The following is a 26322-nucleotide window of genomic DNA, read 5'->3' on the forward strand; positions in this document are numbered from 1 at the left end:
ACAGGGATAATTATTAATACCTACCGGTAAAAATACTAACCCATATCCTATGAAAACATCTACCATCCATCCAATTTTTATGCTTTTAGCCACCCTGTTCATCATGCAGGGTTGCAAAAAAAGCAATTCCGGCCCAAAGCCGATTATCCCGGTTCATCCGGCAATTACCGCTATTTCGCCAACATCGGGGACTGTGGGCACAACGGTCACCATCACCGGGTCAGCATTTGCGCCTTCAGCTGCGGATAATACAGTCAAATTTAACGGCACGGCTGCTACCATAACTTCGGCAACTGCTACAACACTTGTTGTTACAGCACCGGCAGGAGGCGGTACGGGGTCCGTAACTGTCACCACCACCGGTGGAACAGCGACAGGCCCGACGTTTACCTATTTGCTGGCGCCCACCGTTACCACCATCAGCCCTACAACGGGTGTTGCAGGGGCCTCAGTAACTATTACCGGCACCAACTTTGATGCCGTTGCAGGCAATAACGCAGTTAAATTTCACGGTGTGGCAACAACCGTAACATCGGCGACAACTACTTCATTGGTTGTTAAGGCGCCGGCGGCAGGCACCACCGGGGCCGTTACTGTAACCACTACCGGTGGCACGGCAACGGGGCCGGTATTCACCTATTTACTGGCACCTGTTATTACCGGCATCAACCCTGTTACCGCAGCGGCAGGTGCAGCCGTCACCATCACAGGTACAAATTTTGATGCAACCGCCGCCAATAACGTGGTTAAATTTAATGGCACCACCGCCGCTGTTACCAGCGCAACCACCACTCAAATAATAGCTACCGTACCAGCCGGTGGAACAAATGGGAACATAACCGTAACTACCGCCGGCGGAACATCCAACGGCCTGGCCTTTACTTATTTTGTTGCTACCGGCCCCAACATTTATGTGATTGGCTCCGATACAAGGTCGGGCTTCGGTTATTGGAAAAACTCCACCTTTACCGCTACTAACGATTGTAACCAGACTGATGCCATCGTAGGCTCAGGTACGGATATTTATGTCGCAGGGCCATCAACAGCTCAAACGCCCACTTATTGGAAAAACAATACCGCCGTACATGTCTCTTCTCAAACAGGGTATACCTTTTCCATTGCCGTTTCAGGCACGGATGTTTATTGCCTGGGGAATATCAACAATGTTTACAATGTTTGGAAAAACGGCACCGCGACACCTTTAACAACTACTAGCGTAGACATGATAGGAAACGGCACTTATACAAAAAATGCCATGGCGGTGAGTAGCGGGGACGTTTATGTAGCTGGCGCACAATATTTGGGCAACTCTACTATTTTAAAAGCCACTTACTGGAAAAACGGAACCCCGATAGATCTTACAGACGGGATCCATTCGGGCAGCGCCAAAGCAACGGCTGTGTATGTGTCGGGGACCGATGTCTATGTGGCCGGTGTAGAGGAGATTCGCGACATTAATACCGGAGGTATCATTAACGAAGCGCCACGTCTTTGGAAAAACGGTGTTTCCGTCGCCATCTCAACGCCTGCAAACAGTATCTTTAACTCGATTTTTTGTATCCTGGTAAAAGGTACAGATGTATACATTGGCGGCCAGTATAATGGTGCCGGGGCAGTCTGGAAAAACGGGACGCTCCTCAGCCCCTCCACTTATTCGGTAGCCGAAAACGTTTCTTCTATTTTCCTTTATAACAACACGGATATATACATTACGGGTGCCTCATCGTCATCCGGTAACAACTGCTATTGGAAAAATGGAAATTTTGTTGAAATGGACCCGGGATGTAGTCACCAGAGTACAAATTGCGCGGGAACTTTTGCCAACCAGGTTGTAGGTATTTACGTGAAATAAACACAGGTTGTATCCGAAATCTATTTCCAGTAATTCCACTTGATCCGATCTTCCTCAACCTGGTTAAACAAAAAGCCTTTAGCGTAAAGTTAAAGGCTTTTTGTTTTGTCCTGAGGCTTGGATCGCAAACAGTTAGTAAATTAATATTATGCGGGATTTTACTTTTTTGACAATGGATTGGGATAATTATCACTTTGGTCTTCCGCCACATTATCCAGGCATTTAAAGTCCTTTTCAATTAATAGATACAGAGGACCATTGTCGTTTTCAAAACCCACGCGGTCTGTTGTTGTCCATTCATCAGCCATATAGTCAGGTACGTATAACACAATTTTCTGATCGTTAAAATCAGCCATTAGTTCGTCGTCCTGATAGCGTTGTAGCGCGTATATCAATTTTTGGCTTCCAAAAGAAGTAGCTTCTTCGAGATACCCATCCTTTGAAAAACATTCAATATCAGGTTTAGTAAGCCGGTAACGCAGTGAATTGCCTTTAATTCGAATCTTCATAAATCTATGTGTTTTTTGAGTGAAAATTCACCACTTCGCCAATAAGTATCAGCGCAGGATAGGTTAAACCGCCATTTGCCGCCATTTCCGGCAGATCTTCTACAAGGCCCGAAGCTATTTTTTGGTGCGGCAATGAGGCATGTTGAATTATTGCAGCAGGTGTTGCCCCTTTGCCTTGTTCAATATATGTTGCTGCAATTACTGCCAGTTGTTTCATTCCCATATAAATAACAACTGTTGCGTTGCTTTGCATGGCAAGCTTCAGATCCGATGAAAGCGTGCCATCCTTTTTTGTGCCGGTTATCATCCATATTCCTTCACTTACAGAACGGTGGGTAAGCGGGATATCTTCAAAACCAGAAGCCTGCATACTGGTAATACCTGGTATAAAGTGAGTTTTAATTCCATGCTCCCTTGCATAAATAATCTCCTCAAACCCTCTGCCGAAAATAAAGGGGTCACCACCTTTTAATCTTACCACTTTACCCTTTGTAAATGCAAAATGCTTTATCATCTCGTGGATGGTTTCCTGTGGAGTATAACTGCCATAAGGCTGTTTACCAACATAAATCACTTCGCAATCATCTTTTGCGATGGCTAAAAGTTCTTTATTCGCCAAATTATCGTACAATATAACATCAGCTTCCTTTAAAATTCGATATCCCTTCATGGTAATTAGCTCAGGATCGCCCGGACCCGCGCCTAAAACAAACAATTCAGGAAATATTTCACCATTTTTCATTACTTACATTGTTATTTTGTTAAAAATGACCTTCAAATTTTATCTATTTTACCAAAACATAATTATTATATAAACTTTATCAAATTTAAACTTATAAAAATGATTTACATCATAAAAAAATTGTAAAAAACTAACTAAAACTGTTATAAATATTATTAAAATCATAAAAATACTAAAAAACACAAATAAATCATTGCTAAAATGGTGATATATATTATATAATTGAGTACTATTGTTATGTAAATACGCTTTGGTCGCAACATGAATGTATTTATCGTGATTAATTGCTTTAACATTTAAAAAAAACGAATATGTCTCAACCAACAATTGTAGTAGTTGGAAATGGAATGGTGGGATACAAGTTTTGTGAAAAGCTTGTATCAAGATCAAATCAGTTCAATATCATTGTTTTTGGCGAGGAACCCCGAATTGCTTATGACAGGGTACATCTTAGCGAATACTTTAATGGTAAGTCTGCCGATGATCTGTCACTTTCCTCTTCATCCTGGTATGCTGACAATGGCATTTCCCTCCATCTTGATGATCCCATACAGGAAATAAACCGCATCGATAAAACCGTACATTCTTTAAAAGGCGCTACAATAAATTACGATTACCTTGTTTTAGCGACCGGCTCATCCCCTTTTGTTCCCAACATAGAGGGCATTGAAAAAAATGGCGTGTTTGTTTACCGTACTATTGAAGATCTTGACCTGATCAGGGACTATGCTGTTAATGCAAAGGTTGGCGCTGTAATGGGCGGCGGACTATTAGGACTTGAGGCCGCAAAGGCATTAATTGACCTGGGGATTAAGGAAACCCATGTTATTGAATTTGCGCCGCGTTTAATGCCAAGGCAGATCGACTCTGCCGGCAGCGCCATGCTGCAATCAAAACTAAAGCAATTTGGACTAAGCATCCATTTAAACAAAAGCACATCAGAAATTACGGGCAGCGATAAAATAGAGGCCCTGAAATTTAATGATGATACGCTATTACCGGTAGATATGCTGGTGATCTCTGCAGGCATACGCCCTCGCGATGAATTGGCTAAGCTGGCAGGCCTGCAAACAAGTAGCCGCGGGGGCATTGTGGTTAATGAAAAAATGCAAACCAGCGATGAGCACATCTTCGCAATAGGCGAATGTGCACTTTACAACAGCATGATATATGGATTGGTTGCACCAGGTTATGAAATGGCTGATATTGTAGTAACGCATTTAACCGGAGGTGATAAATCCTTTTATGGCTATGACATGAGCACCAAGCTAAAGCTGATTGGTGTAGATGTGGCAAGTTTTGGCGACGCCTTTATTACAGAGCCCGACTGTCGTACCATTGTGTTTGAGGATACCCATAAGGGAATCTACAAACGCATCAATATCAGCAACAATGGCAAGTACTTATTGGGCGGTATTTTAGTTGGCGAAGCGGAAGCGTACAATATTTTATTACAAACGGTCAATAATAAGATTTTACTCCCCCCTAACCCCGAAGATTTAATATTGGGCTCAAGAGGCGGTGAAGCCAGCGAAGGCGCCGGGGTTATGAACTTGCCTGATGACGCATTAATATGCTCATGTGAAGCGGTAAGTAAACTTGCCATCTGCTCGGCGGTAAACGAAGGAGCATCCGGCATTGACGATATAAAGAAATGCACTAAAGCCGGAACCGGTTGCGGCGGTTGCGTTCCCCTGGTTAAGGATTTGATAGCCGGCACCATGAAGGCAAATGGCCAATACGTTAAGAACGTAATATGTGAGCATTTTGACTATTCGCGGCAGGAGCTGTTTGACATGGTAAAGATCAATAAGCTAAAAAATTACGACCTGGTATTGGATCACTTCGGAAAGGGCGATGGCTGCGAAGTTTGTAAACCTGCGGTAGCAAGCATTCTTTCCAGCTTATGGAATGATGTAATTGTAAAACAGGACACCATACAGGACAGCAATGACCGGTACCTGGCCAACATTCAAAAAGGGGGCACCTACTCTGTGGTACCGCGCATTCCGGGCGGCGAGATCACCCCTGACAAACTGATCGTAATTGGGCAGGTTGCAAAAAAATATGGGCTTTATACCAAAATAACCGGCGGGCAGCGTATTGATATGTTTGGCGCCCACGTAAATGATTTGCCCGCAATTTGGGAAGAGTTAATTAACGCCGGCTTTGAAAGCGGACACGCTTACGGCAAATCCTTACGCACCGTTAAAAGCTGCGTGGGCAGCACATGGTGCCGCTACGGCTTACATGACAGCGTTTCGTTTGCTATAGAAATTGAAGAACGTTATAAAGGTGTAAGATCGCCGCATAAATTAAAAGGGGGCGTTAGCGGCTGTGTTCGTGAATGCGCCGAGGCACAAGCAAAGGATTTTGGTATAATAGCTACTGAAAAAGGATGGAACTTATACGTATGCGGCAATGGTGGCTCGAAACCTCAACATGCGCAACTTTTAGCCACAGATATTGATAGCGCAACCTGCATAAAGTACCTTGACAGATTCCTGATGTTTTATATTAAAACAGCCGATCCGCTAACCCGGACCGCAACGTGGCTAAATAAAATGGATGGCGGGATTGCTTACCTTAAAAATGTGATCATCAACAACAGCCTGGATATAAATGAACAATTGGAAGAAGAGATGCAACACCTGGTTAACACCTACCATTGTGAGTGGAAGGAGGTAGTGGAAAATAATGAACTACGCAAACGCTTCGTTCATTTTGTTAACGCACCAGAAGAAAAGAACCCGGCGATAAAATTTGAACCGATGCGGGAACAGGTAAAAGCCAAATGGTAGCGATAGACTTTAAAGATTAGTTAATTAGAAAACTTCAAAAATTAATATGGAAACGACAATTGATATTGAATGGGTACTGGCTTGCTATACTGATGACGTTCCCAGTAATGGCGGGGCATGTGTAAAACATGGTAACGAACAAATAGCTATATATAATTTTACCCGTCGTGGTGAATGGTTTGCGACGCAAAATCTTTGCCCGCATAAGCAACAGATGGTCTTATCCCGTGGGATGATAGGCAGCGAGGGTGATAGTTGCGAGCCTAAAGTAGCGTGTCCATTTCATAAAAAAACCTTTTCGCTATTAAGCGGCGAATGCCTCAGTGGTGACGAATTACAAATAAAAACTTACCCTGTGCAGGTTTTGGATGGCAAGGTGTATATAGGAATTATTTAAGCCGCTAAACTTCTTCGCTGGTAGTTAACAATAGTAGCTTCTCATTATCTATAACTTTAAGGTATTTATCATGGGCAGCTACTATTTTTTCACTCAGCAGTTCATTTATCACTCTAAATACAGTTTCATAAGTAGCCCCAATAAAGGATGCCAGGTCCTGCCGGGATAACCTGATATTAATAAAGCCATCCTCTTTTAACCCAAACTGTTTATCCAGGTATATTAAAGCTTGCGCCACGCGGCCTTTAACCGGCATATGAGCAAGATTACGCATCTTGGTTTCCGATTCCTGCAGATCCTTTACAAAAAACATCATCAATTTATAAGTAAACTCGTGGTTGACTTTTAAACTGGCTTCAAAAAAATCAAGGTCAAAATAACAGACAATACCGTCTTCAAGTGCTGTGGCCGATATGGGATATATTTTAGTGTCAAGCCCCCGGTGACCAAATATTGCGCCATTTGATGCAAACCTTAAGATCACCTCCTTGTCATGCCCCCATTTTTTATGCACCTTAATAGTGCCGCTCAATACAAAATAAATCCCCTCTACAGGATCCCCCTCCTTAAAAATCACCTCATTCTTTTTCACGAAAAAATTCTTCTTGCTGGCAGCAATTGCCCCTTTCCATTCCGGAAGGCAGTTTCTGCATAAAAAGCAGCTATTCATATCGCATGTAATTAGCTTTTTTTTCATATGCAAGGCATTTTATTCAACTTTTTCAATATTACGACCAATAAACAATGCAATTATAAGCCATTTAGCCAGATTGATTTAAATTATTCATTAAAAAATGATATAAATAATATAATCTGCAACTAATCGGATCATAATTTTATTAATTAAGCCATTTATAATGATCCAAAAATTAAAAATTCAATTTTAACATTACAATTTTCTCATTTTTAATACATTTTTTATATTGATTATTGCTTCTATCATAAAAGTGACGGTTTTTAAGCCTTAAAGTTGATTAAAAACATTAAATGAATTATATTTATCACAACAAACACTAAAATAGAGACCACAAATTATTGCTTATGGATAAAACAAGAAATTAAAATACAAAAAAGCCCTGCCGGGAGGTCGCATTCCCAGACAGGGTTAAACAGTTTTCATTGCTTTAACAAATAAAAAACTTACTCAAATGTACAAAAATGTATCAAACCAATGCACTATTGGACTTATTCTATTATTTTCATCATACTTTACAGCAAATGCTCAAGTAAATAGTGAAAATTCTCCAATAGCATACGCCAATGTTGGTGTAAAATCAGACCATCCTCCTTCGAATTTAACAAATACCACCAAACCAGTAGAAGCCGATACCTCATGGAAGCCAATAAGGCGCGTATGGGGGCTGGCTTTTGGTGATTTTTATTTCCTGCAACATGCAGATGCAGCGGGCAGAGGGGGTGAAACCAATTATTCAGGGGTGCCTGCCAACAGAAATGCTTACCAGTTTCGTCGTATTTATTTAGGTTATGATTACGACATCAATAAAAAATTCACCGCTGAAATTCTTTTGGCTTCTGAACCTTCAGGAAACACAGCGCCATCCGGAACTACTTCCATATCCAATAGCGACAATCTTGCTGATAACAAAATGGCGTTCTACATAAAAAACTTCGACCTCCGATGGAAAGGTGTATGGAACGGAACTGATTTCGTGATTGGAGAAATGCTCACGCCAGCTTTCCCTATGTTAACAGAAAAGATTTGGGGTTACCGTTCAATTGAAAGGACGATATCAGATTTTCATCGCACAAACGCTTATGATGTTGGCGCTTCCCTCCAGGGAGCCTTCGACCCAACCACGAAGAATTTTGGTTACAATGTAATGATCGGCAATAATTCTACAGCCACTCTATCATCGGCGGCTAATGCCAATACAGGTTTTTACAAAGCGTTTTATGGTGATGTTTATGCAAAATTTATGGGTCAGCGTTTAATATTTGACCTCTATGCCGATTATATCACTACAAATCCAACTATCCCTGCAACTGCTACAACACCAGTTATAGGTCAACAGGAGCACAACATGATAAAAGGATTTGCAGCCTGGACTACCCCTAAAATTACTTTCGGTTTAGAAGCTTACACCCAACATGTGAAAAATGGGGTTACAGCTACCCAAGCCGGCATTAAAACGGCGGAAAATGCACAGGTATTTGCAATCTCAATTTACTCACACGGTGCTATTTATAAAGATAAATTAGGCTTCTTCGCCCGCTATGACAGCTATAATCCTGACGACGATTTTAATGCTGCAAACGTATATACACCTAACACCAATTTAACAGCCTACAACCCGTATACGAAAGAACACTTTGCTACAGCCGGTTTAGATTTTACGCCTGCCAAAAACATTCATTTTATGCCTAATCTATGGTTTATTGACTACAAGGATGAAAGAGCACCTGGTACTACCGGATATGTGCCCGAAAATCACATTTTGGTTTACCGGCTAACTTTTTTCTTTCAGTTCGGCAGATAAAAACAGAATTATTTGAATAGACGATTACACGCTAATAAATAAACTTATGGAAAATCAACTTACTAAACTCAATATATTTTCATTGAACGGAGTTCAAATGAAGACCTTTCACATTACCTGGCTAATGTTTTTTGTTTGCTTTTTTGGCTGGTTCGGCCTGGCTCCGCTAATGCCCACCATCCGGGCAGAACTTCATTTAACTAAGGGGCAGGTTGGCAATTGCATCATCGCATCGGTATCAGCAACCATAATTGCCCGGCTTTTTATAGGCAAGCTTTGTGATACCTGGGGCCCGCGTAAAACAGCCATAAGGCTCTTGCTGATAGGTTCGCTGCCTGTTTTTTTGGTAGGGCTGGCACACAGCTATACAACATTCTTATTGTTTCGCCTGGCTATTGGCATAATAGGGGCATCATTTGTTATTACGCAATTCCACACCTCTATGATGTTTGCGCCTAAATTAAAAGGAACCGCAAATGCAATAACAGGCGGCTGGGGCAATCTGGGCGGCGGTGTAACCAATATGGTAATGCCTTTAATTTTTGCAGCCATAGTTGGCTTTGGTTATACAAAATCTGAAGCCTGGCGATATGCAATGATAGTACCGGGAGTAATGATGCTGATTATCGCCTTTTTATATTGGAAATACACGAAGGACACCCCCAATGGCAATTATGACGAAGTAGGTTACAATGCCGGAAAATCAACAAAAACAGATTGGTCGGTTTTAGCCGATTGGAGAATATGGGCGTTAACCATAGGCTATGCCATGTGTTTTGGCATGGAGTTAACCTTCGATAACGTGGCGTCCCTGCATTTTGTTGATTCATTTCATCTTTCGCAAAGCACAGCGGGTTTTTGGGCCGGCATATTCGGTTTCATGAATTTGTTTGCCCGCGCACTGGGCGGTATCGTATCTGATAAGGTAGGCAGCAAGTTTGGGATGCGTGGAAAGGGGCTGTTACTTGCTGGCATGTTGCTTTTGGAGGGCCTTGGACTGGTATTATTTGCGCAGGCAGGTTCACTTATGGTGGCTATAATTACCATGTTAACATTTGCGCTTTTTCTTAAAATGTCAAACGGCGCCACCTTTGGTATTGTGCCTTTTGTAAACACAAAAAATGTGGGGCTGGTTAGCGGCATTGTAGGCGCAGGCGGCAATTTTGGCGGAATGATGTTTGGCTTTCTGTTTAAATCATCATCCATCACCTATGTACAGGCATTCACCTATATAGGGTTTATTGTGATAGCCGTATCATTAATCATATTTATAACACGATTTCAAAAAACAAGCAGTTCCGATGTGAGCATTGCTACACCACTGGCAAGCGGAGCAGCATAAATACTTGCAGAAAATTAAGCTATGGCGTTGAAAAGGCAACCTGTAAATCAGTTAACCAGTACCTGTTGTTATTGCGGGGTTGGCTGTGGCGTGGTTGTTAATAAGGAAAAAAATGGGAGTATAACACTTACCGGCGATAAAGATCATCCGGTTAATAAGGGAATGCTCTGCAGTAAGGGGCTTAACCTGCATTATACCGTAAATGATAAAAGCGACAGGCTGCTTTATCCGCAGATGAGGTATAACAAAAACATGCCCATGCAGCGTGTTAGCTGGGATGATGCACTGGAAAGGACAGCAGCTGTATTTAAAACGTTCATCAATAAGTATGGGCCCGATTCCGTTGCCTTTTATGCGTCAGGCCAGTGTTTAACTGAAGAGTATTACGTAGTTAATAAGCTGATGAAGGGATTTATCGGCAGCAATAATATCGATACGAATTCCCGGCTTTGCATGAGTAGCGCTGTTGCCGCTTATAAAATTGCGCTTGGCGAGGATAGCGTGCCTGTTTGCTACGATGACATTGAACTTGCCGATTGTTTACTTATAATGGGTGGCAACCCCGCGTGGTGCCACCCTATATTATGGCGCAGAGTGGAGGCCCATAAGGCGGCTAACCCGGATGTAAAAATCATAATAGTCGATCCGCGGGTTACTGATTCATGCGCAAATGCCGATCTGCACCTACAGATAAACCCGGGAACGGATATCACTCTAAATCATGCTATTGGCAGGCTGTTGATAGAGAATGGTGATATCGACTTTAATTTTATAAAGGACCACGCCGAAGGGTTTGAAGCTTATAGCGAGATAGTTTTTAGTAATAGTTTGTTTGATGCTGCAAAAACATGCGGATTGACCGAGAGCGATATCCGCCTTGCAGCAAAATACATTGGCGACGCAAAGGGCTTTATTACCATGTGGACGATGGGGCTTAACCAAAGCGCCATTGGTGTGAATAAAAATTTGAGCCTTATAAACTTAAACCTTATAACCGGCCATATAGGCAAGCCGGGTTCAGGGCCGCTGTCGCTTACAGGTCAGCCAAACGCTATGGGCGGACGGGAAGTTGGGGGCTTAGCCAACCTGCTGCCGGCACATCGCGACCTAAGCAACCCTTTGCACCGGGAAGAAGTACAAAAGTTTTGGGGCAGTAAGCCAATTCAACCCAAGCCCGGCTTAACAGCCACCGAAATGTTTGAGGCATTAAACGATGGGCGTTTAAAAGCTATCTGGATAATGTGCACCAATCCTTTAACCAGTTTACCAAACGTGCGGCTGGCTGAAGAAGCCTTGAAAAAGGCAAAATTTGTTGTGGTGCAGGAGATCAGCAATAAGCCGGAAACTTTGGCTTATGCCGATGTGATACTGCCCGCTGCTGCCTGGGCCGAAAAGGAAGGCACAATGACCAACTCCGAACGACGGATAAGTTACCTGAACAAAATTGTGGAGCCATCCGGAGAAGCTATTGCTGATGCAGAGATAATTTGCTGCTTTGCCCGCAAAATGGGTTACAAAGGGTTTGATTTTGAAAATCCCGCAGCCATTTATGCCGAGCATGTTAAATTAACCCGCAATACCAATATCGACATAAGTGGGTTGAGCTATGAAATTTTAAAGGAACGGAAAACTGTACAATGGCCCTACAAAAAGAAGGGCCCGCCGGATGGTAAACCCCGGTTATTCACTGATCATAATTTTTACCGGGCATCAAAAAAAGCCCTCATCAGCGCGGTTCCTGATACACTGACCAGCGAAATGCCAAATAATGATTTCCCGCTGATATTAACCACAGGCCGTATCCGCGATCAGTGGCATACCATGAGTAAAACAGGCAAGGTAAATAAGCTTAACCAGCATTATAAACAAGCTTTTTTAGAGATCCACCCTGATGACGCCCAAATATTAGGCTTAAAAGAATTGGATATTGCAGTTATTACATCCCGGCGGGGCGAGGTGAGGGTACAGGCAAAAATATCGCCTCAAATAAAAAAAGGTGTCGTGTTTTTGCCCATGCATTGGGGTAAAATATTGGGAAGTGACCTTAACAGGGCCAACAACCTGACCAGCGACCTGGTTGACCCCATTTCAAAAGAGCCTGACTTTAAATATTGCGCCGTTAACGTGCAAAAGTATGTAAAGCCGTTCCAGCGTATTGTGGTAATTGGCGCGGGCGCGGGTGCCTTTGGCTTTGTAAAATCATACAGGGAATTAAATCCCGACGATGAGATAACTATTTTCAGCAAGGAGAATCATCCTTTTTACAACAGGGTAATGTTACCGGACTACATTAGTGGCGAGCAGAAATGGGAGCAGCTTGTAAAAATGAAAGACAGCGAGGAACCCAGCTATAATATCAGGCTTTTAAGAGGCATCAGTATTGAAAAAATTGACCGGGATAACAAACAGGTTACCGATTCGCGTGGAATAAGAACCGCCTACGACATTTTAGTGATAGCTACAGGCAGCAGGGCGTCGATACCTAAAAACACACCCTCGTTGCCCGGTATATTCAGTATGCGCAGTCGTAACGACGCTGACAACTTTAAAAAACATGTGCCAAAAAACGGGCACGTGGTAATAGTTGGCGGCGGATTACTGGGTTTGGAGATGGCTGCCTCGTTACGCGAGATCGGCGTGAAAATCACCATTATTCATCGCACATCACGTTTTTTAAACAGACAATTAGATGCGTTGGGCAGTCAGCTATTGCATGAAGAAATGGCCGATCAGGGCTGCGACATATATTACGACGACGAAGTACAGCTGTATTACGGCAGGTCGAAATTAACCGGGATAGGCTTAAAGAGTGGCCGTAAAATAAATTGTGATGCTATGATATTGGCTATCGGCACCACACCTAACCTGGAAATTGCAAAGGAATGCGGCTTGACCATAAAACGTGGTGTTATTGTAAATGAAAGAATGCAAACGAATGACCCGGCGATTTATGCCATTGGCGAAATAGCTGAATTTGAGGGCACACTTTATGGAATTACCGCAGCCGCGGAGCAACAGGCGGAGGTAGTGGCCAAATATATGAACGGTGATATTGCAAGCTATTACAAAGGCAGCTTATTCATGAATATCATAAAAATCCACGGTTTTGACCTGTGCAGTATTGGCTTGTCTGAATGCCCGGACGACAAGGCCTATGAAGAGATAGTTTTTATCGATAAGGCAAAACGCTATTACAAGAAATGCATCATTCACGAGGACAAGCTGGTGGGTACGATTCTTATTGGCGACAAAAGTGAGTTCCAGGAATTTAAAGCGCTTATTGGTAATAAAACTGAACTGAATGAAAAGCGATTGCAGCTATTACGAAGTGGTAACAAGGTTGAACCCGTTTTGGGTAAACTGGTTTGCAGTTGTAATAACGTCGGCAGCGAAAACATAGGTAACAAAATAAAAGCCGGTTGCCATACACTAAAGGAATTGTGCGACACTACCGGTGCGGGTACAGGCTGCGGATCGTGCCGGCCTGAAGTAAAGCGCCTGTTGGAGGAAAGTTTGAAAACAACGGTTTAACAAATGGAAAAAATGGAAACTTTTTGTGTAAAGATCAATTTACCGGGAGGCGTAATATCTGCCGGCGACCTTTATGAAATTTTGCAGATAGCCGAAAACGCCGGTGCGAATGCCATAAGCGTTGGCAACAGGCAGCAGTTATACTTTTGTATCCCACAAGACCGGCTCGAAGACCTGGAAATGGGAATGCTGCAGGCGGCAATTGATTACGAGATCAACAGCGATCAGTTCCCTAATATCATCAGCTCGTATGTAACCGATAATATTTTTAATACAGAAAGCTGGCTTAAAGAGGGTGTGTACAAGGATATATTCGACTTGTTTAATTTTCAGCCGGAGTTGAAGGTGAACCTGGTGGACAAGCACCAAACCTTTGTGCCGTTTTTCAGCGGCAACTTTAACTTTATAAGTTCCGACGTAAGTAATTATTGGTACCTGTATATCCGGTTTCCAAAAACAAATGAGTTGTATTGCTGGCCTTGCCTGGTATATTCAGATGATATCCCAACCTTCTGCAAAGTTTCGCAGGAAGCTATATTGGGTAATAAGCAATTGTTTTATGATCAGCCAGAGATCAATTACAATTTGTTTTATGAAAAAGTCATTACCAGCAATAACTTCATAAACCAGCAAATAGCCGAGCCCTTAAAATTGCCGGATTTCTCGCTGTCATACTATGAGGGCTTTAATAAATATCTGAATGACAAATACTGGCTCGGCATTTACCGGCGTAATGAATTGTTTCCGATAGCTTTTTTAAAAGATGTTTGTTCCATATGCCTTAAAACCCGCGTAGGCCAGTTATACACAACCCCCTGGAAATCATTTTTAATAAAGGGAATAAATGAAGCCGACCGTAAAGACTGGGGGTTTGTCCTCAACAATTACAGGATAAATGTGCGGCATGCCGCTAATGAGTTAAACTGGCAGCTCGAAAATTTATGTAAGGAAAGCCTTGAGCTTAAAAAACAGTTGGTAAGAGAATTCGAAGAATATGATTTGCGAACCTATCGTCTTTGCTTTGCTATAAAAATGCAGCCTAAAACCGGGTTGCTTGCTTCTATAATTATTAAGAAGGTAAAGGCCGGCTTATTTGACATCCTGCATACCAGGGATTTTAACCCCAACTCAAAGGATTTTGTTGTTTATAAACAAAAGTTACCCGCCGGCTCTTTAGGGCAGTCACTAATAGAATTATGTAATTTTTATTATGAGCTATTAATTGATAATAGTGTCTTACTGCACCCGGGAAATACGGAGGATACAGAAATAGAAAACGACGTAGAAATTATTGAGCTTTATCAATGTAAAAACTGCCTCAGTATTTACGATAAAAATTACGGAGATCCTGTTAACGGAATACCTGTAGGCACCGATTTTAAAGCCATCAGCGACTATGAATGTCCCGTTTGTGAATCGCGATCAGATTGCTTTATAGCCGTGGAGAAGCAGGTCCATCATATTAGTAAGAATTAGCAGCGGTAAATTATGGTGGCCTCAAGCTATAAGTACTATTAATTCCTAACTTTATTGTTTCTTCATTATCGATTATGAGTAAATTACTGCAAGCGTTCCAGGGATTTGATACATACAACCAAAAAGACCCGCATATATTTACCTGGGATGGTACTGCCTATCCGCAGGAATATTTCTTAGCATTAAAATTGCATGAATGGGTGCTAAAATTAAAGCCCGATGCAAGTGAAGAGCTTTTATTAGCATCGCGCAGTCAGCACATTGGCAGATGGGAAATTCCGCGTGAAAGTTACCCGGATGGCAGGGATGCCTATTTAAAATGGCGCAAGGACCTTGCATTGTTTCATGCTGAAAAAGCATCATCAATTATGGCAGAAGCCGGATATAATGATGCTCAAATTACCCGCGTAAGGCAAATAATATTAAAGCAGAAACTAAAGGTTGATGCAGATGTACAAACTATGGAGAACGCACTCTGCTTAGTGTTTCTTGAATTTCAATATGAAGATTTTCATCCTAAACATCCGCCAGAAAAAGTGGTAAACATACTTAGGAAATCATTATTGAAAATGGATAATCATGGGCATCAGTTTGCACTCACTTTAAATTTTTCAGAAAAAGGCCTTGCTTACATTAATGAAGCGTTAAATAACATTAAACAGAATCAGTAGGCTAAACAATTACCTTCATACGCCAACCTTTTTATCTATCTATGCTGGTGATCGTTATTTGAGCTTTTCAATCGGTTTAAAAAGTCCGCGGCTGCGAACTAACAGATAACATCATAGCGATTAAACAGAAAACTTAAATGAAAGATATTGAAGATATAGCAGATATAAAGCTATTTGTAGATGAGTTTTACACTAAGGTGCGTAGCGATGAATTAATAGGCCCGGTATTTTCCGCAGTGATTACCGGTGATTGGCAACCACATCTCGACAAAATGTATGCATTCTGGAATGCTGCTTTATTTAGCGTCCCAGGCTTTAAGGGAAATCCTTTTGCCAAACATGCACCATTGCAAATCTCGCAGGAGCATTTTGATCGTTGGCTGGAACTATTTTCTGCAACAATAAATGATCATTTTGAGGGCCTAATGGCAGAAGACGCAATGCATAGAGCCCAGCTAATGGCTGAACTGTTTGTTCATAAATTAAGAAACATGAACGGCAACCCGGGAAAAGTAATTGTTTAATGAAACATTCAGATAAGAATGTAAAAAAGACGACTCAACTTTTTAGAACAGAATTAAACGTCGGTATTAATACAGTTCGCGATTTTGTTTATTTTCGTACCTGACACCACAGGTATACATCATCCGCTTATGAACCCGAACTCACAGAATGTAACAGACTACACCAACGACAATACCATATTTATGGCCTGGAATTTTAAGGATAACCTAGAGGTTAGAACCACTTTCAACCAGGTTTGCCGGCTGCTTATCAACCTTAATAATTCGGCCAATGTACGTTTCCCTGTTTCCAGGGCAAGCTGTGTGATGGGGATAGGACATGATGCATGGCTTCGGCTTCAGCTTCCCACTCCATTACCTAAGGAATTGGTGAATTTTGTTCCTGTGGTTGGCGGGAAACACACTGCGGTGTCTTCCAAAGGGGACCTGCATTTTCATATCCGGGCTGATAACACCAGTATTTGCTATGATATGGCATCCGCAATATCAGATACTTTAGCCCCCGTAGCTGTCAGTACAGAAGAAGTTCATGGTTTCAGGTATTGGGATAGCCGTTCTATTTTAGGTTTTGTTGATGGTACCGAAAACCCCCAGGGCCAGGATAGGGAACTCTTCGGTATGATAGGAGACGATGATCCCGGTTATAAAGGAGGAAGTTATCTTTTTGTACAAAAATACATTCATGACCTAACTGCCTGGAAGGGACTTTCTACCGAACAACAGGAAAAGGTGATTGGCCGGTCCAAATCGAATGATATAGAAATGGCAGACGATGTAAAACCCTCAAATTCTCATATAGCATTGGCCAACGTTGGCGACGAACTTAAAATAGTTCGTGATAATATGCCCTTTGGCAATATGTCTACCAACGAAATGGGTACTTATTTTATAGCCTATGCAAGTACATTCAGCACCGTGCAAAAAATGCTGGATAATATGTTTATCGGTAATCCCGAGGGAAATTATGACAGGATCCTGGATTTCAGCACACCGAAAACGGGCAGTTTATATTTTGTACCAACGTTTGACATGATTGATGAGCTTTCATCAGATTAAATTTTGAATATGTTGTCTTTTCTCCCGTTTTAGTACGCTCTCTCCACTTTAATTATCCCAGGTAAGTCTTCAGCGTTCTTGAACGGGTGCTGTGACGCAGCCTTTCCAATGCCTTATCTTTTATTTGCCGCACCCGTTCGCGGGTAAGGTTATATTTTTCACCGATCTCTTCCAGGCTATGTGCGTGCTGGTTTTTCAACCCGAAAAACAGTTCTAAAACCTCCCTTTCCTTGTCACCAAGTACACGCATGGTATCGGATACATCAATACTGAGGGATTCGTTCATCATTTCATTGTCTGTTCCAGGCTCAGCGCTTTGTAATACATCAAGCAATGTGTTATCTTCTTCACTGGAAAAAGGGGTATCATAGGACAGATGTCTGCCTGAATGCGCCAATGAATTGCTTACCTTTTCTACGGTCGTTTCCAGATCTTCCGCCAATTCTTCGGGAGTCGGCTGCCTTTCATAAACCTGCTCCAATTTAGAAGCGGCTTTAGAGATCTTAGAAAGATCGCCCACCTGGTTTAACGGTAACCGCACCATCCGTGATTGTTCGCCTATAGCCGATAGGATAGACTGACGGATCCACCACACTGCATACGATATAAATTTAAATCCTTTTGTTTCGTCAAATCGCTTAGCTGCTTTGACCAGGCCAAGGTTGCCTTCATTGATCAGGTCGCCGAGTGTTAGACCGGAACTTTGGTATTGTTTTGCCACAGATACCACAAACCGCAAGTTTGCAGTCGTCAATCTTTCCAGCGCAGCCTGGTCGCCCTCCCTGATCTTTTGTGTTAAGATCACTTCTTCCTGCGGAGTAACCATCGGAATCTTTGCAATGTCTGACAAATATTGATTCAACGACGCTGTCTCACGATTGGTGATCGACTCACTAATTTTAAGTTGCCTCATTTATGAAAATATATTTTTAAGTGAATGCTAAAGATCCAGTGCCTTAGAATGCGCGAAAAGCAGAATTATTCTCTTTATTGTTACAGCGACTTGCTGATGCCTGCGGAAGAAAGGATATTTAAAAATCTTTAACGTACAAATATACGCACAGAACTAAAAAACAGTGTTGATTGAATGTCAAGAAGTTAGGAGTCCTTGTCACCGGCAAGTCTGATTAACGAAAACAAATCTAACAAACTTTAAGAAAAAAAGCCTCACATTTCTGTGAGGCTTTTTGCTCCTGAGGCTGGGCTCGAACCAGCGACCCTCTGATTAACAGTCATAATCAAGCACTTTTCGATATCTACATTTTCTGTTTTACTTATTGATATTCAAATATTTAACAAATTTTTACTTTTCGTTGTTTATCGATTTTTATCGTTATTTATGGCTAAAATATGCGAAAACTATGCGAAAAAAAAAGAGTAAATATTGGGTTTTTGATGTCATTAGGCTTATTTTTGTACCGTATTTTTAAATATACTATGCGAAAATAGACTGAAATATGGAAAAGATAACGAAAAAGGCAAAAATTTCACTATATCAAGACACCAGAAAGGCTACCACTGATGACGTTTATCCGGTTAGAATCCAGGTTTATTATGGTATCCAGCGCTATTTCTTTACAGGAATGCGCATGTCAATTGACGACTTCGAAAACTCTTATAAGGCTATAAGACCAAGAGGAGAATACTATAAAAATTTAAAAATTGAACTAGCCTCTGTTGAAGCTAAAGCTAACGAGGCGGCAGAGAGTTTAAAAGTATTCTCCTTTGAAAAATTCGAGAAGTTACTGTTTACGGCAAGACTTTCAATGAATAACGTCATCGACCATTACAATGACTATATAAAAATACTCGATAAAAACGATCAAACAGGCACGTCCTCCAGCTATACCTGCAGCATTAATTCTATAAAAGAGTTTATCAACTATAAACGCAAAAACCCCATTGAAGTAATTACGTTCGATATGATCACCCCGGAGTTCCTAAACAATTACGAGAATTGGATGGTTGCTCAGGATAACAGCAGAACCTCGGTAGGTATTTATCTACGGGCCTTACGCAAGATCTTTAATCAGGCCATCGAAGACGAAATCATCGATCAGGAAATCTATCCTTTTAAAAAGTATAAGATTCCAACCGGGAAGAACACGAAGAAAGCGATTGAAGCTCCTGACCTCAAAAAGTTGTTTAATTTAGATGTAAAAGGCAATATTTTCCAGGAAAAAGCGAAAGCCTTCTGGTTCTTTAGTTATCAGTGCAATGGAATGAACATTAGGGACATTTCTGAACTAAAGTTCAAAGACCTTCACGGGACTTACTTCTCATTCCTTAGACATAAGACTATTAGGACAACGAAAGAAGACCCTAAACCGATCATTGTACCGATTACTGAATATGTTAAAGAAGTATTTGAAAAATACGGAAATAAAAAAGGGAAGCCAAGCGATTATGTTTTCCCAGTTTTCACCCCCGGCATGGACGCTAAAGAACGTCATAAAGCAAATCAAAACTTCGTTCGGTTTATTAACCAGCATATGAAAAAACTGGCCAATGCCAATGGAATGGAAATTAACGGCACAATGGAAGCCAGGCACTCGTTTACCACACAGGTAACTAGACGACAAGGCATGGAATTTGCCCAGGAAGCATTAGGTCATACTACTCTTGCCACAACTCAAAATTATTGGGCAGGATTTCAAAGTGAAACCAAAAAAGAAATGGCAGATATGCTGATGAATTTTGATGAACCGAAAAGTAAACGAAATGCCGTCGCCGCAAAACGGGTTGCAAGACGGGTACGTGTTTAACAAAAGGCTTTAATTTTGCAAGTGACGCTTGCAAAATTAAAGCCTCCTGAACGTATATTATCAGAATCTACAAGTTAAGTACTATTTAATATTAGTCAAAGTCGCCGCCGGTTCACCATTCATACCAAGTTGTACTAATTCTGCTATGAATTTTGCGAATGGCGTAATATCACCGGTTACGCTGGCTGTTTCCAGACAACTCATATATTCAGCCCGCCTTTCAACCGGAATGACCGTCCAGGGATATCCACCAGAGGACAGCATGACGTTCATCATAAACCTGCCCATCCGGCCATTTCCATCCATATAAGGATGAATGTTTACAAAAACGAAATGCCCCAATACTGCTCTTACGGATGCTTCCGGCTCATTGGCTAAAAGTTCAAACAGCAATGGCATTGCATCCCTCAGGGCCGTTACATTTAACGGCACATGCTTAGAGCCGCCAATATAAACCTGGTTAGTCCGGTAACCTGCCAGGTCACCGGCCTTTAATATGCCAGCAGTCACGCTCGGCCCAAACAATTCCCGGTACCAATCCTGATGTTCTTCGTCGGCAATAGTTCCGGCATTTGCGCCTTCTAAAATCTTCCGGATACTTTCTTTAACAACCTGAAATGCCTGCCAGTAACCGCGTGCTGCCATCGCATCCTTTTGCCCATGGTCCTCTTTATTGGCCTCGCTGTTCCACCGCCCACTACGTACCTTTTCGATCAGTTCAGGTGTAACCCGGTATCTTTCGATGGATAAGGAGTGATAGGCATCAGTGACATATACTTCCTCGACCGCTTTAAGATAGGCTTTCTTATCCTTTGGTATACCAGGGGCCTTGGGGAACACGGCTATCACTGCATCGCGCATGGTATTCCAAATCAACCTGATTCTATTCGCATAAGGTGAACGCTCTTTGAACGACAGGTCCACATCAATCTTTGTTTCAAAAGGATCGGTCTCCCTGATATCATAGCCAGCGGCTTTCATGGCCTTCAATAGATCGTTTGCGATCCTGTCGCGGCCTATATTCCGGAACGCACCGGCTAATCTCCCGGCAATAGTGGTATGGCCCCCGTTTAACAGGATAGTCAGAACTTCGGATGAATCGCCTATCAAAGCCAGGGCGGCGCGCGCGTCCGTTGGGCTTTGGGTAAAGATCGATTGACTACAAAATAATAGTGAAGCAGGCAAGGTATATACCATGATACCATTTCGCTTTTCTCTGAGTTCAGCTGCCGGCAGTTCTCCTCTCATATGGAACAGTGAGGTATGGAAGGGCAGGTCAGTTTTAAAGTTAGAAGCATCAGGTGCGCGGATTAGTAGCTGCGCCGGTACCGTTTGGTTACCGGAATGAAGTTGCAAAGAATAATCAGCGGAGAGAATATATCCATCACCGTACTTTTCGCCAATGTACCGACCACAAAATTCCCAATAGTTAGCATACCAGGACGTGCTATCGCCCGGCATTTCTTCGGGGCTTGATGGGATATACCAACCTTTGAGCACTTCCTTAAGGAAACCGTTCTTTATTAATCGCTGCCTGTAAACTGTGCTGATGTCGCTAGTATGTATCGTTACGATACCTTTATTTTGTAGGGCATGCAGTACTTCTAATGCATCCGCTAATTTTTCTGCTGGTGTTGCCATTTTTGCTCCATTTGATTGCGAGCATAAATTCCCCATAAAGAATCCGTGCTCTAATTATGATTATTAGCAGTGTTTAAATTATAATAATCAAATGTACTAAAATTATAATTATCAAATGCATGATAATTATAATCATCAGTATCACGAGAAGCAACTTCATGCTTACCAGCAGACTGAGCAGCTTCAAATCGTGTCTTAACGGCACTTACAAAAATTCCCTTATCTGGATGTTGAAATCGCACTGGAGCCGGTTGCTGCTTTAAAGGATCTTGCGGTTATTTTAAGGAAGCACGTTTTGGATGATCAATCAGCCGCCTTCGTTTTACAACAACTAATAGATAGCGGACGTAAAGCCGGTGTTCAAGTTTTTCTCACGGTTGAACATCCTGAAAGCGCCCTACCGGAAGTCCATCCTCTAACCAGTGCAATACTCACAATACCCTTACAGGACAAAATATACTTTACGCCACAAGCCACCAATTATCAACCCAATAAGTTTTATAGTTTATTCGAACCGGAGTCAAAGTAATAATGATCCAATATTCATAGAACCTGTTTTATAGAGGAATCGCAGGCAGGAAATCCGTAGAAAAGTAAAGTCCCGGTTAACAGGCACAGGCCTTATGGCAGTTGGATTCACTTATCGGAACATTCATTTTTTGAACTTGTACTTTCAGAAAAAACTAATTAATTTTAAATCATAGTCCAGCATTGTTGTCTATGAATCTAAGACCTTATTTACCGATCAATACAACAGCAAAAGTTGATGAACTGATTGCCGACCTCGAACCCCTGCCCTGGGATGCCCAAATGGAACAGTTGGAACTGGAGGTGGTCATGGAAATCCGGAAAATGAAAATCCAGCTTTATTGCAAGGAAGCTTTTCTGAAATTACGCCTGTATAAACAAAATCAAAAAAGCACAGTGACTGCCAGCAGCAGCAAAGCCAAAACCTCCACTGTTAAAGAATTAACGATAGGAAGAAAGGCAATGAAAGAAGAGTGTGCGCTATCCCATCAATTTATTGGCCTGACGATAGCAGAGGTCGCTTATCAGATGGACAAAGACCTTGCTGAACTGATTCGGGTATTAGGAGGCCTTGGGGCAGAAGTCTCAGCCGATAGTTTATTCTCCCGTGAGCTACAACTGCTCTCGGAAGATTACATTGTCAATTTTATTTTCGCACGAAACCGCGCCCAAAAACTTAAAGAAATCGAAATGCAAAACCAGGCCTCTGGCTTTGTAAAGAAGGCTGCCCTCTTCAAAGCCAGCGAGGGTCTTGAGGGCAATTATCGCAAACTGATTTATACGCACCCAAAATCCTGAATCACCAATAACAGGCATTGTCCGATTATACAGGTTCTTCTCTGCAATATTGTATTTGGCAGGCCAAATTTGATTCATTTGTGTAAACCATTTATACTTTGTTGTGATCAGGGTATTTTAGAAAGTGAATTTAGTATCGGTTTAAATTCTTCTTCCAAAGCTAACAATAGTATAATGACCGCCTGTTTCATTATTCCCTGGTTCTTTTCAAAGATTTCAGCTTTGCTAATCATAATTCTAAGTCGCATTTCATAAACTTCCTGATCGTAGGGTGCTAACTGGTAGGCTGTCAGCATGGTCATGTCTGAATCAGCCAAATCGCCCCGGTGGGCAATCGTGTCACGAAGCGGTTTGATCATAACAAAAGCTTCCTCAAAATAATCCAGGAACAAATAAAGCATTTTACTTTGTACAACCGGGTGGGCGCGTACTTTCTTTTCCAGCCCCTGAGATTGTGACAACCCCATTCGAAAAACTTGGTTCAGCAATTGCAAAACCTGGTCTTTTAATTTGGGCAGGCGAAAAAAGTAATTCTCGAAATGGTATTTGATATAATCGCCACGATCAACCTTCGTCATCTTGAATGATTTAATTTTTGGATGAGCAAAACGGATCAACTTAATGGTTAATGTAATATCATCAAAACTCTGGCTGATGCTGGTCATAATGTCGTTAAGATCTTGCAGGTATAGCGCGTATTCACTGGTCCGTTCATGTTTTTTCAAATACATGTCGGTAATGAATTGTTGCACTATCCTTCCAACGGGCGTTGTAAAGAGGGAAAGTGTATTAAAATCTATATCTGTCTCATTCATTATTTGATCTTTGGAAATACTGTTTGCTTGGAACGGTCCACATCCCATTCTATAAAGCCATTATTTTTATTGCCCTGAAATTTATAGTAGATCTCTTCATAAGGCATTCCATCGTGATCAAACAAACAAAATAAATGCGGGCAGGACGTCATTTCATCTCCATCAGTAATAAAGGCGGCGATACCTGAATAAGGAATCCTGCCAATACATTTGACAGGTACTACCCTGTATAAAGGACTTTTTAACCGCTCATCATCAGAACTGCGTATAGGTTCCCAATACCCATCTTTGTTCATAATGATATCGGCCCCTATGGCAGCGGAAAGGTGAAGCTCTATGCCATTATGATAAGTATCGTGAAAGAACGAACGAAACCAGGGACTGATTTTAGCATTTTGCCTTTCCGGCATATTGGGATAGGTGCGATCATCTACAGACCGTATATAAACATCCTCACTGATAAATTTCAAACTGGGATCATTGAATATTTTATCCCTATTGGCCGGATTGTTTAAGGCTTTGTGGTTCAGGATTGCTTTAAGCAATTTATCTTTCATCTTCAGACCCCTGATGATTTCCTGGGCATTAGTCTTTGTTTGCTTTTCCTTTCCTGAATCATCACCAAAAGCGACAGCCTTAACTTTTGGGTGAGCATATAAAAATGCCTCTAAAGAGGTCGCCGTCCAAATAATCAACTCAGGAACACCAAGTTCCTGGTAGTAGTTATTGATATATTCATATTTAGCTTTAGTCAAATCACAGGATACGATCAATAAGATGTAATCAGGCATAGGTTGACTGACAATGATTTTATCGACCATTGATTTCAGGTCGCCCTGGCTAACCTTTGCATGACGCTTACACTGGACAAGCCATGTTTCCTTTCTACCACCAGGTAACAATTTAGTGCCTTTAATATCAACGCCCCCATCGCTACCAGTTCTGCCAATATGGATTAATTCATGCCAGTTATACATTGCTTCAAGTAGCATAAAGCAGATATCTTCAAATCTCGATGGATCAAGAACAGAAAATGGAGGCCTGTTGGTAGTCTGTGTAGGTTTAATACTCATCACTTCTTTTTAAATTCTTCCGGTTTGCTAACATAACTACATTGTGTTACCTCTTTAGTCTTGTAATCAGTTGGAAGCCGAAATGTGAAGGTTGTCCCGCCCGGTTTGATTTTACCTGCATAATTGAAAATAAACAATTGCAGGCAACATTTGGTCATCAGCGCTTTTTGCACTAAAATATCCAGATGAAAGTGCGGCCAGTCTGCCGGGTTGGCCAAACGTAGATAATTATTCTCTTCTCCCAATTGAGAAATATAGGGCATAACGTTTTCCGTAAAACCCAACATTAAGATTCCATGGGTCGTTTTTGCAGTTCCTTTTTTAAAGCCCGCCGCTAAATTCATGTTATCATAAGCAGCGAGGAAGGGTGGCATCTCCCCGGCTTTATCCTTGGCAACCTGTTCAGCTGTAAATATATTACCCAGCGGACGCATGGCTACTGAAAGTCCATGTTTATATTGGTTATAAAAAAAATCATAATCTTTATAAAATTGCACCAGTTCAGCAATATAACCAGTTAGCCTCTCGGCACCTTCGGTATATTTTATCTGATCGCTTTCCCGATCGTAAGGCAAGTCATCGGGGAAATGAAAAGCCGCAGCTACATGCTTTCTTTCGGCTTTAAAAGATTTAATAAAGTTTGTTACCTCGCCAGCTTTATAGGTTATAATGTTCCTGATGAAAAACTCTGGTTGCCTGGATGCCCTGATCAACGCAAACAGGTCTTCAATATATTGAATACACTGAGCAATAGTATCGAAATATAAACCGTTTTGAATTTCCTGCGCAATGGTGGCCTCTCCAGTTTCATCCCGGTCACTTTTTACCTGGGGAGCAAGATCGGCGTAAAACTCGTAGCGATTGTTAATGAGTTTTTGCAAAGTCAATACTTTGGTATATCGCCATTCGGAATAGTAATTATCGAGGTATGTACATGTTAAATCTACTGAAGCCAGCCTTCTTTGTTCAGAGGTGAGTTTAGGCATATTATTAACCGGATTATTTTTTCCCGAACGTAAAAATATAATATTTGGTCAGCTGGCGGATTTTTTATTATCCACAAAGGTAAGGGTATCATAATACATCCCAATTTTTCACCTGCCATTGGGTAAACAATAGCTGAGGAAATGTTCCCTGGGCGGCGAACATTTTTTATTGCATCAGCTGCTTCCTATATAAGAAAATAAATTTCAAAAACTTATTCTCTGGTGATTGCGAAATGGTTATACGCTCTCAAAAGAATATATCTGAATTTTTTTTAAAAATAACGTGCTGTTAGTGAAACTTTCTGCTCATTTCAAGT

The 26322-nt window shown here is 41.6% G+C and carries 21 protein-coding genes; 12 read left to right on the forward strand and 9 right to left on the reverse strand.

Translation table 11 applies throughout. The annotated features are described in order from the left end of the window. The first annotated feature begins 49 nt into the window (after positions 1-49). Complete coding sequence (locus tag KXD93_RS21730; RefSeq protein WP_258139466.1) at positions 50-1852, forward strand: IPT/TIG domain-containing protein; 1803 nt, start codon at positions 50-52, stop codon at positions 1850-1852. A 158-nt stretch (positions 1853-2010) separates the two neighbouring features. On the opposite strand, the gene KXD93_RS21735 is transcribed toward KXD93_RS21730, so the two are convergent. Continuing rightward, positions 2011-2361: a DUF7009 family protein gene (locus tag KXD93_RS21735; RefSeq protein ID WP_258139467.1), complete on the reverse strand. Its 351-nt coding sequence runs from the start codon at positions 2359-2361 to the stop codon at positions 2011-2013. 4 nt (positions 2362-2365) lie between these two features. After that, positions 2366-3103: a uroporphyrinogen-III C-methyltransferase gene (gene cobA, locus KXD93_RS21740; RefSeq protein ID WP_258139468.1), complete on the reverse strand. Its 738-nt coding sequence runs from the start codon at positions 3101-3103 to the stop codon at positions 2366-2368. Positions 3104-3414: 311 nt separating this feature from the next. Here cobA and nirB point away from each other — a divergent pair, with 311 nt between their 5' ends. Both nirB and nirD read left to right on the forward strand, forming a co-directional pair. Further along, entirely contained in the window at positions 3415-5904 is a 2490-nt protein-coding gene (gene nirB, locus KXD93_RS21745) for a nitrite reductase large subunit NirB (RefSeq protein WP_258139469.1), read from the forward strand. A 46-nt stretch (positions 5905-5950) separates the two neighbouring features. Continuing rightward, entirely contained in the window at positions 5951-6301 is a 351-nt protein-coding gene (gene nirD, locus KXD93_RS21750; RefSeq protein ID WP_258139470.1) for a nitrite reductase small subunit NirD, read from the forward strand. Positions 6302-6305: 4 nt separating this feature from the next. Here nirD and KXD93_RS21755 read toward each other — a convergent pair whose 3' ends face one another. Next, a complete protein-coding gene (locus tag KXD93_RS21755) occupies positions 6306-6998 on the reverse strand; it encodes a Crp/Fnr family transcriptional regulator (RefSeq protein ID WP_258139471.1) in 693 nt (230 codons plus the stop codon). A 451-nt stretch (positions 6999-7449) separates the two neighbouring features. On the opposite strand from KXD93_RS21755, the gene KXD93_RS21760 reads away from it, so the two are divergent. The 7 genes from KXD93_RS21760 (at position 7450) to KXD93_RS21790 (ending at position 17399) form a co-directional block, all read left to right on the forward strand. After that, the gene (locus KXD93_RS21760; RefSeq protein WP_258139472.1) at positions 7450-8799 is read left to right on the forward strand and encodes a hypothetical protein; all 1350 of its coding nucleotides are present in this window, start codon (positions 7450-7452) and stop codon (positions 8797-8799) included. Between the two features lie 46 nt (positions 8800-8845). Next, positions 8846-10141 (forward strand): MFS transporter, encoded by a 1296-nt coding sequence (locus KXD93_RS21765; RefSeq protein WP_258139473.1) that lies wholly within the window; start codon positions 8846-8848, stop codon positions 10139-10141. Between the two features lie 21 nt (positions 10142-10162). Then, complete coding sequence (locus tag KXD93_RS21770; protein ID WP_258139474.1) at positions 10163-13672, forward strand: nitrate reductase; 3510 nt, start codon at positions 10163-10165, stop codon at positions 13670-13672. Positions 13673-13675: 3 nt separating this feature from the next. Next, complete coding sequence (locus KXD93_RS21775; protein ID WP_258139475.1) at positions 13676-15148, forward strand: rubredoxin domain-containing protein; 1473 nt, start codon at positions 13676-13678, stop codon at positions 15146-15148. Positions 15149-15222: 74 nt separating this feature from the next. Then, a complete protein-coding gene (locus tag KXD93_RS21780; protein WP_258139476.1) occupies positions 15223-15819 on the forward strand; it encodes a DUF4202 domain-containing protein in 597 nt (198 codons plus the stop codon). Positions 15820-15956: 137 nt separating this feature from the next. Beyond that, positions 15957-16343 carry a group III truncated hemoglobin gene (locus KXD93_RS21785; protein WP_258139477.1) on the forward strand — a complete coding sequence of 129 codons (387 nt, stop codon included), beginning with the start codon at positions 15957-15959 and terminating at the stop codon, positions 16341-16343. Between the two features lie 129 nt (positions 16344-16472). Continuing rightward, a complete protein-coding gene (locus KXD93_RS21790; protein WP_258139478.1) occupies positions 16473-17399 on the forward strand; it encodes a Dyp-type peroxidase in 927 nt (308 codons plus the stop codon). A 52-nt stretch (positions 17400-17451) separates the two neighbouring features. On the opposite strand, the gene KXD93_RS21795 is transcribed toward KXD93_RS21790, so the two are convergent. Beyond that, the gene (locus KXD93_RS21795; protein WP_258139479.1) at positions 17452-18312 is read right to left on the reverse strand and encodes a sigma-70 family RNA polymerase sigma factor; all 861 of its coding nucleotides are present in this window, start codon (positions 18310-18312) and stop codon (positions 17452-17454) included. A gap of 544 nt (positions 18313-18856) precedes the next feature. On the opposite strand from KXD93_RS21795, the gene KXD93_RS21800 reads away from it, so the two are divergent. Beyond that, on the forward strand, positions 18857-20164 hold the full coding sequence (locus KXD93_RS21800) for a tyrosine-type recombinase/integrase (RefSeq protein WP_258139481.1): 1308 nt from the start codon (positions 18857-18859) through the stop codon (positions 20162-20164). An 81-nt stretch (positions 20165-20245) separates the two neighbouring features. On the opposite strand, the gene KXD93_RS21805 is transcribed toward KXD93_RS21800, so the two are convergent. Together KXD93_RS21805 and KXD93_RS21810 are read right to left on the reverse strand one after the other, a co-directional pair. Beyond that, entirely contained in the window at positions 20246-21805 is a 1560-nt protein-coding gene (locus KXD93_RS21805; RefSeq protein ID WP_258139482.1) for a Fic family protein, read from the reverse strand. Positions 21806-21855: 50 nt separating this feature from the next. Beyond that, positions 21856-22047, reverse strand: coding sequence for a hypothetical protein (locus KXD93_RS21810; protein ID WP_258139483.1), 192 nt, complete (start codon positions 22045-22047; stop codon positions 21856-21858). Positions 22048-22525: 478 nt separating this feature from the next. On the opposite strand from KXD93_RS21810, the gene KXD93_RS21815 reads away from it, so the two are divergent. Then, positions 22526-23131, forward strand: a complete 606-nt coding sequence (locus KXD93_RS21815) for a hypothetical protein (protein WP_258139484.1) — start codon at positions 22526-22528, stop codon at positions 23129-23131. A 107-nt stretch (positions 23132-23238) separates the two neighbouring features. Here the strand turns inward: KXD93_RS21815 and KXD93_RS21820 are convergent, their stop codons facing one another. The 3 genes from KXD93_RS21820 to KXD93_RS21830 are packed head-to-tail and all read right to left on the reverse strand — an operon-like array spanning position 23239 to position 26005. Further along, positions 23239-23946 carry a Cthe_2314 family HEPN domain-containing protein gene (locus KXD93_RS21820; RefSeq protein WP_258139485.1) on the reverse strand — a complete coding sequence of 236 codons (708 nt, stop codon included), beginning with the start codon at positions 23944-23946 and terminating at the stop codon, positions 23239-23241. Next, positions 23946-25019: a restriction endonuclease gene (locus KXD93_RS21825; protein ID WP_258139486.1), complete on the reverse strand. Its 1074-nt coding sequence runs from the start codon at positions 25017-25019 to the stop codon at positions 23946-23948. The genes KXD93_RS21820 and KXD93_RS21825 overlap by 1 nt, the downstream gene beginning before the upstream one ends. After that, entirely contained in the window at positions 25019-26005 is a 987-nt protein-coding gene (locus tag KXD93_RS21830; protein WP_258139487.1) for a hypothetical protein, read from the reverse strand. Before KXD93_RS21830 ends, KXD93_RS21825 begins: the two co-directional genes overlap by 1 nt. Between the last annotated feature and the right edge of the window lie 317 nt (positions 26006-26322).

It is taken from the genome of Mucilaginibacter phenanthrenivorans, from assembly GCF_024721155.1.
Lineage (GTDB): Bacteria > Bacteroidota > Bacteroidia > Sphingobacteriales > Sphingobacteriaceae > Mucilaginibacter > Mucilaginibacter phenanthrenivorans.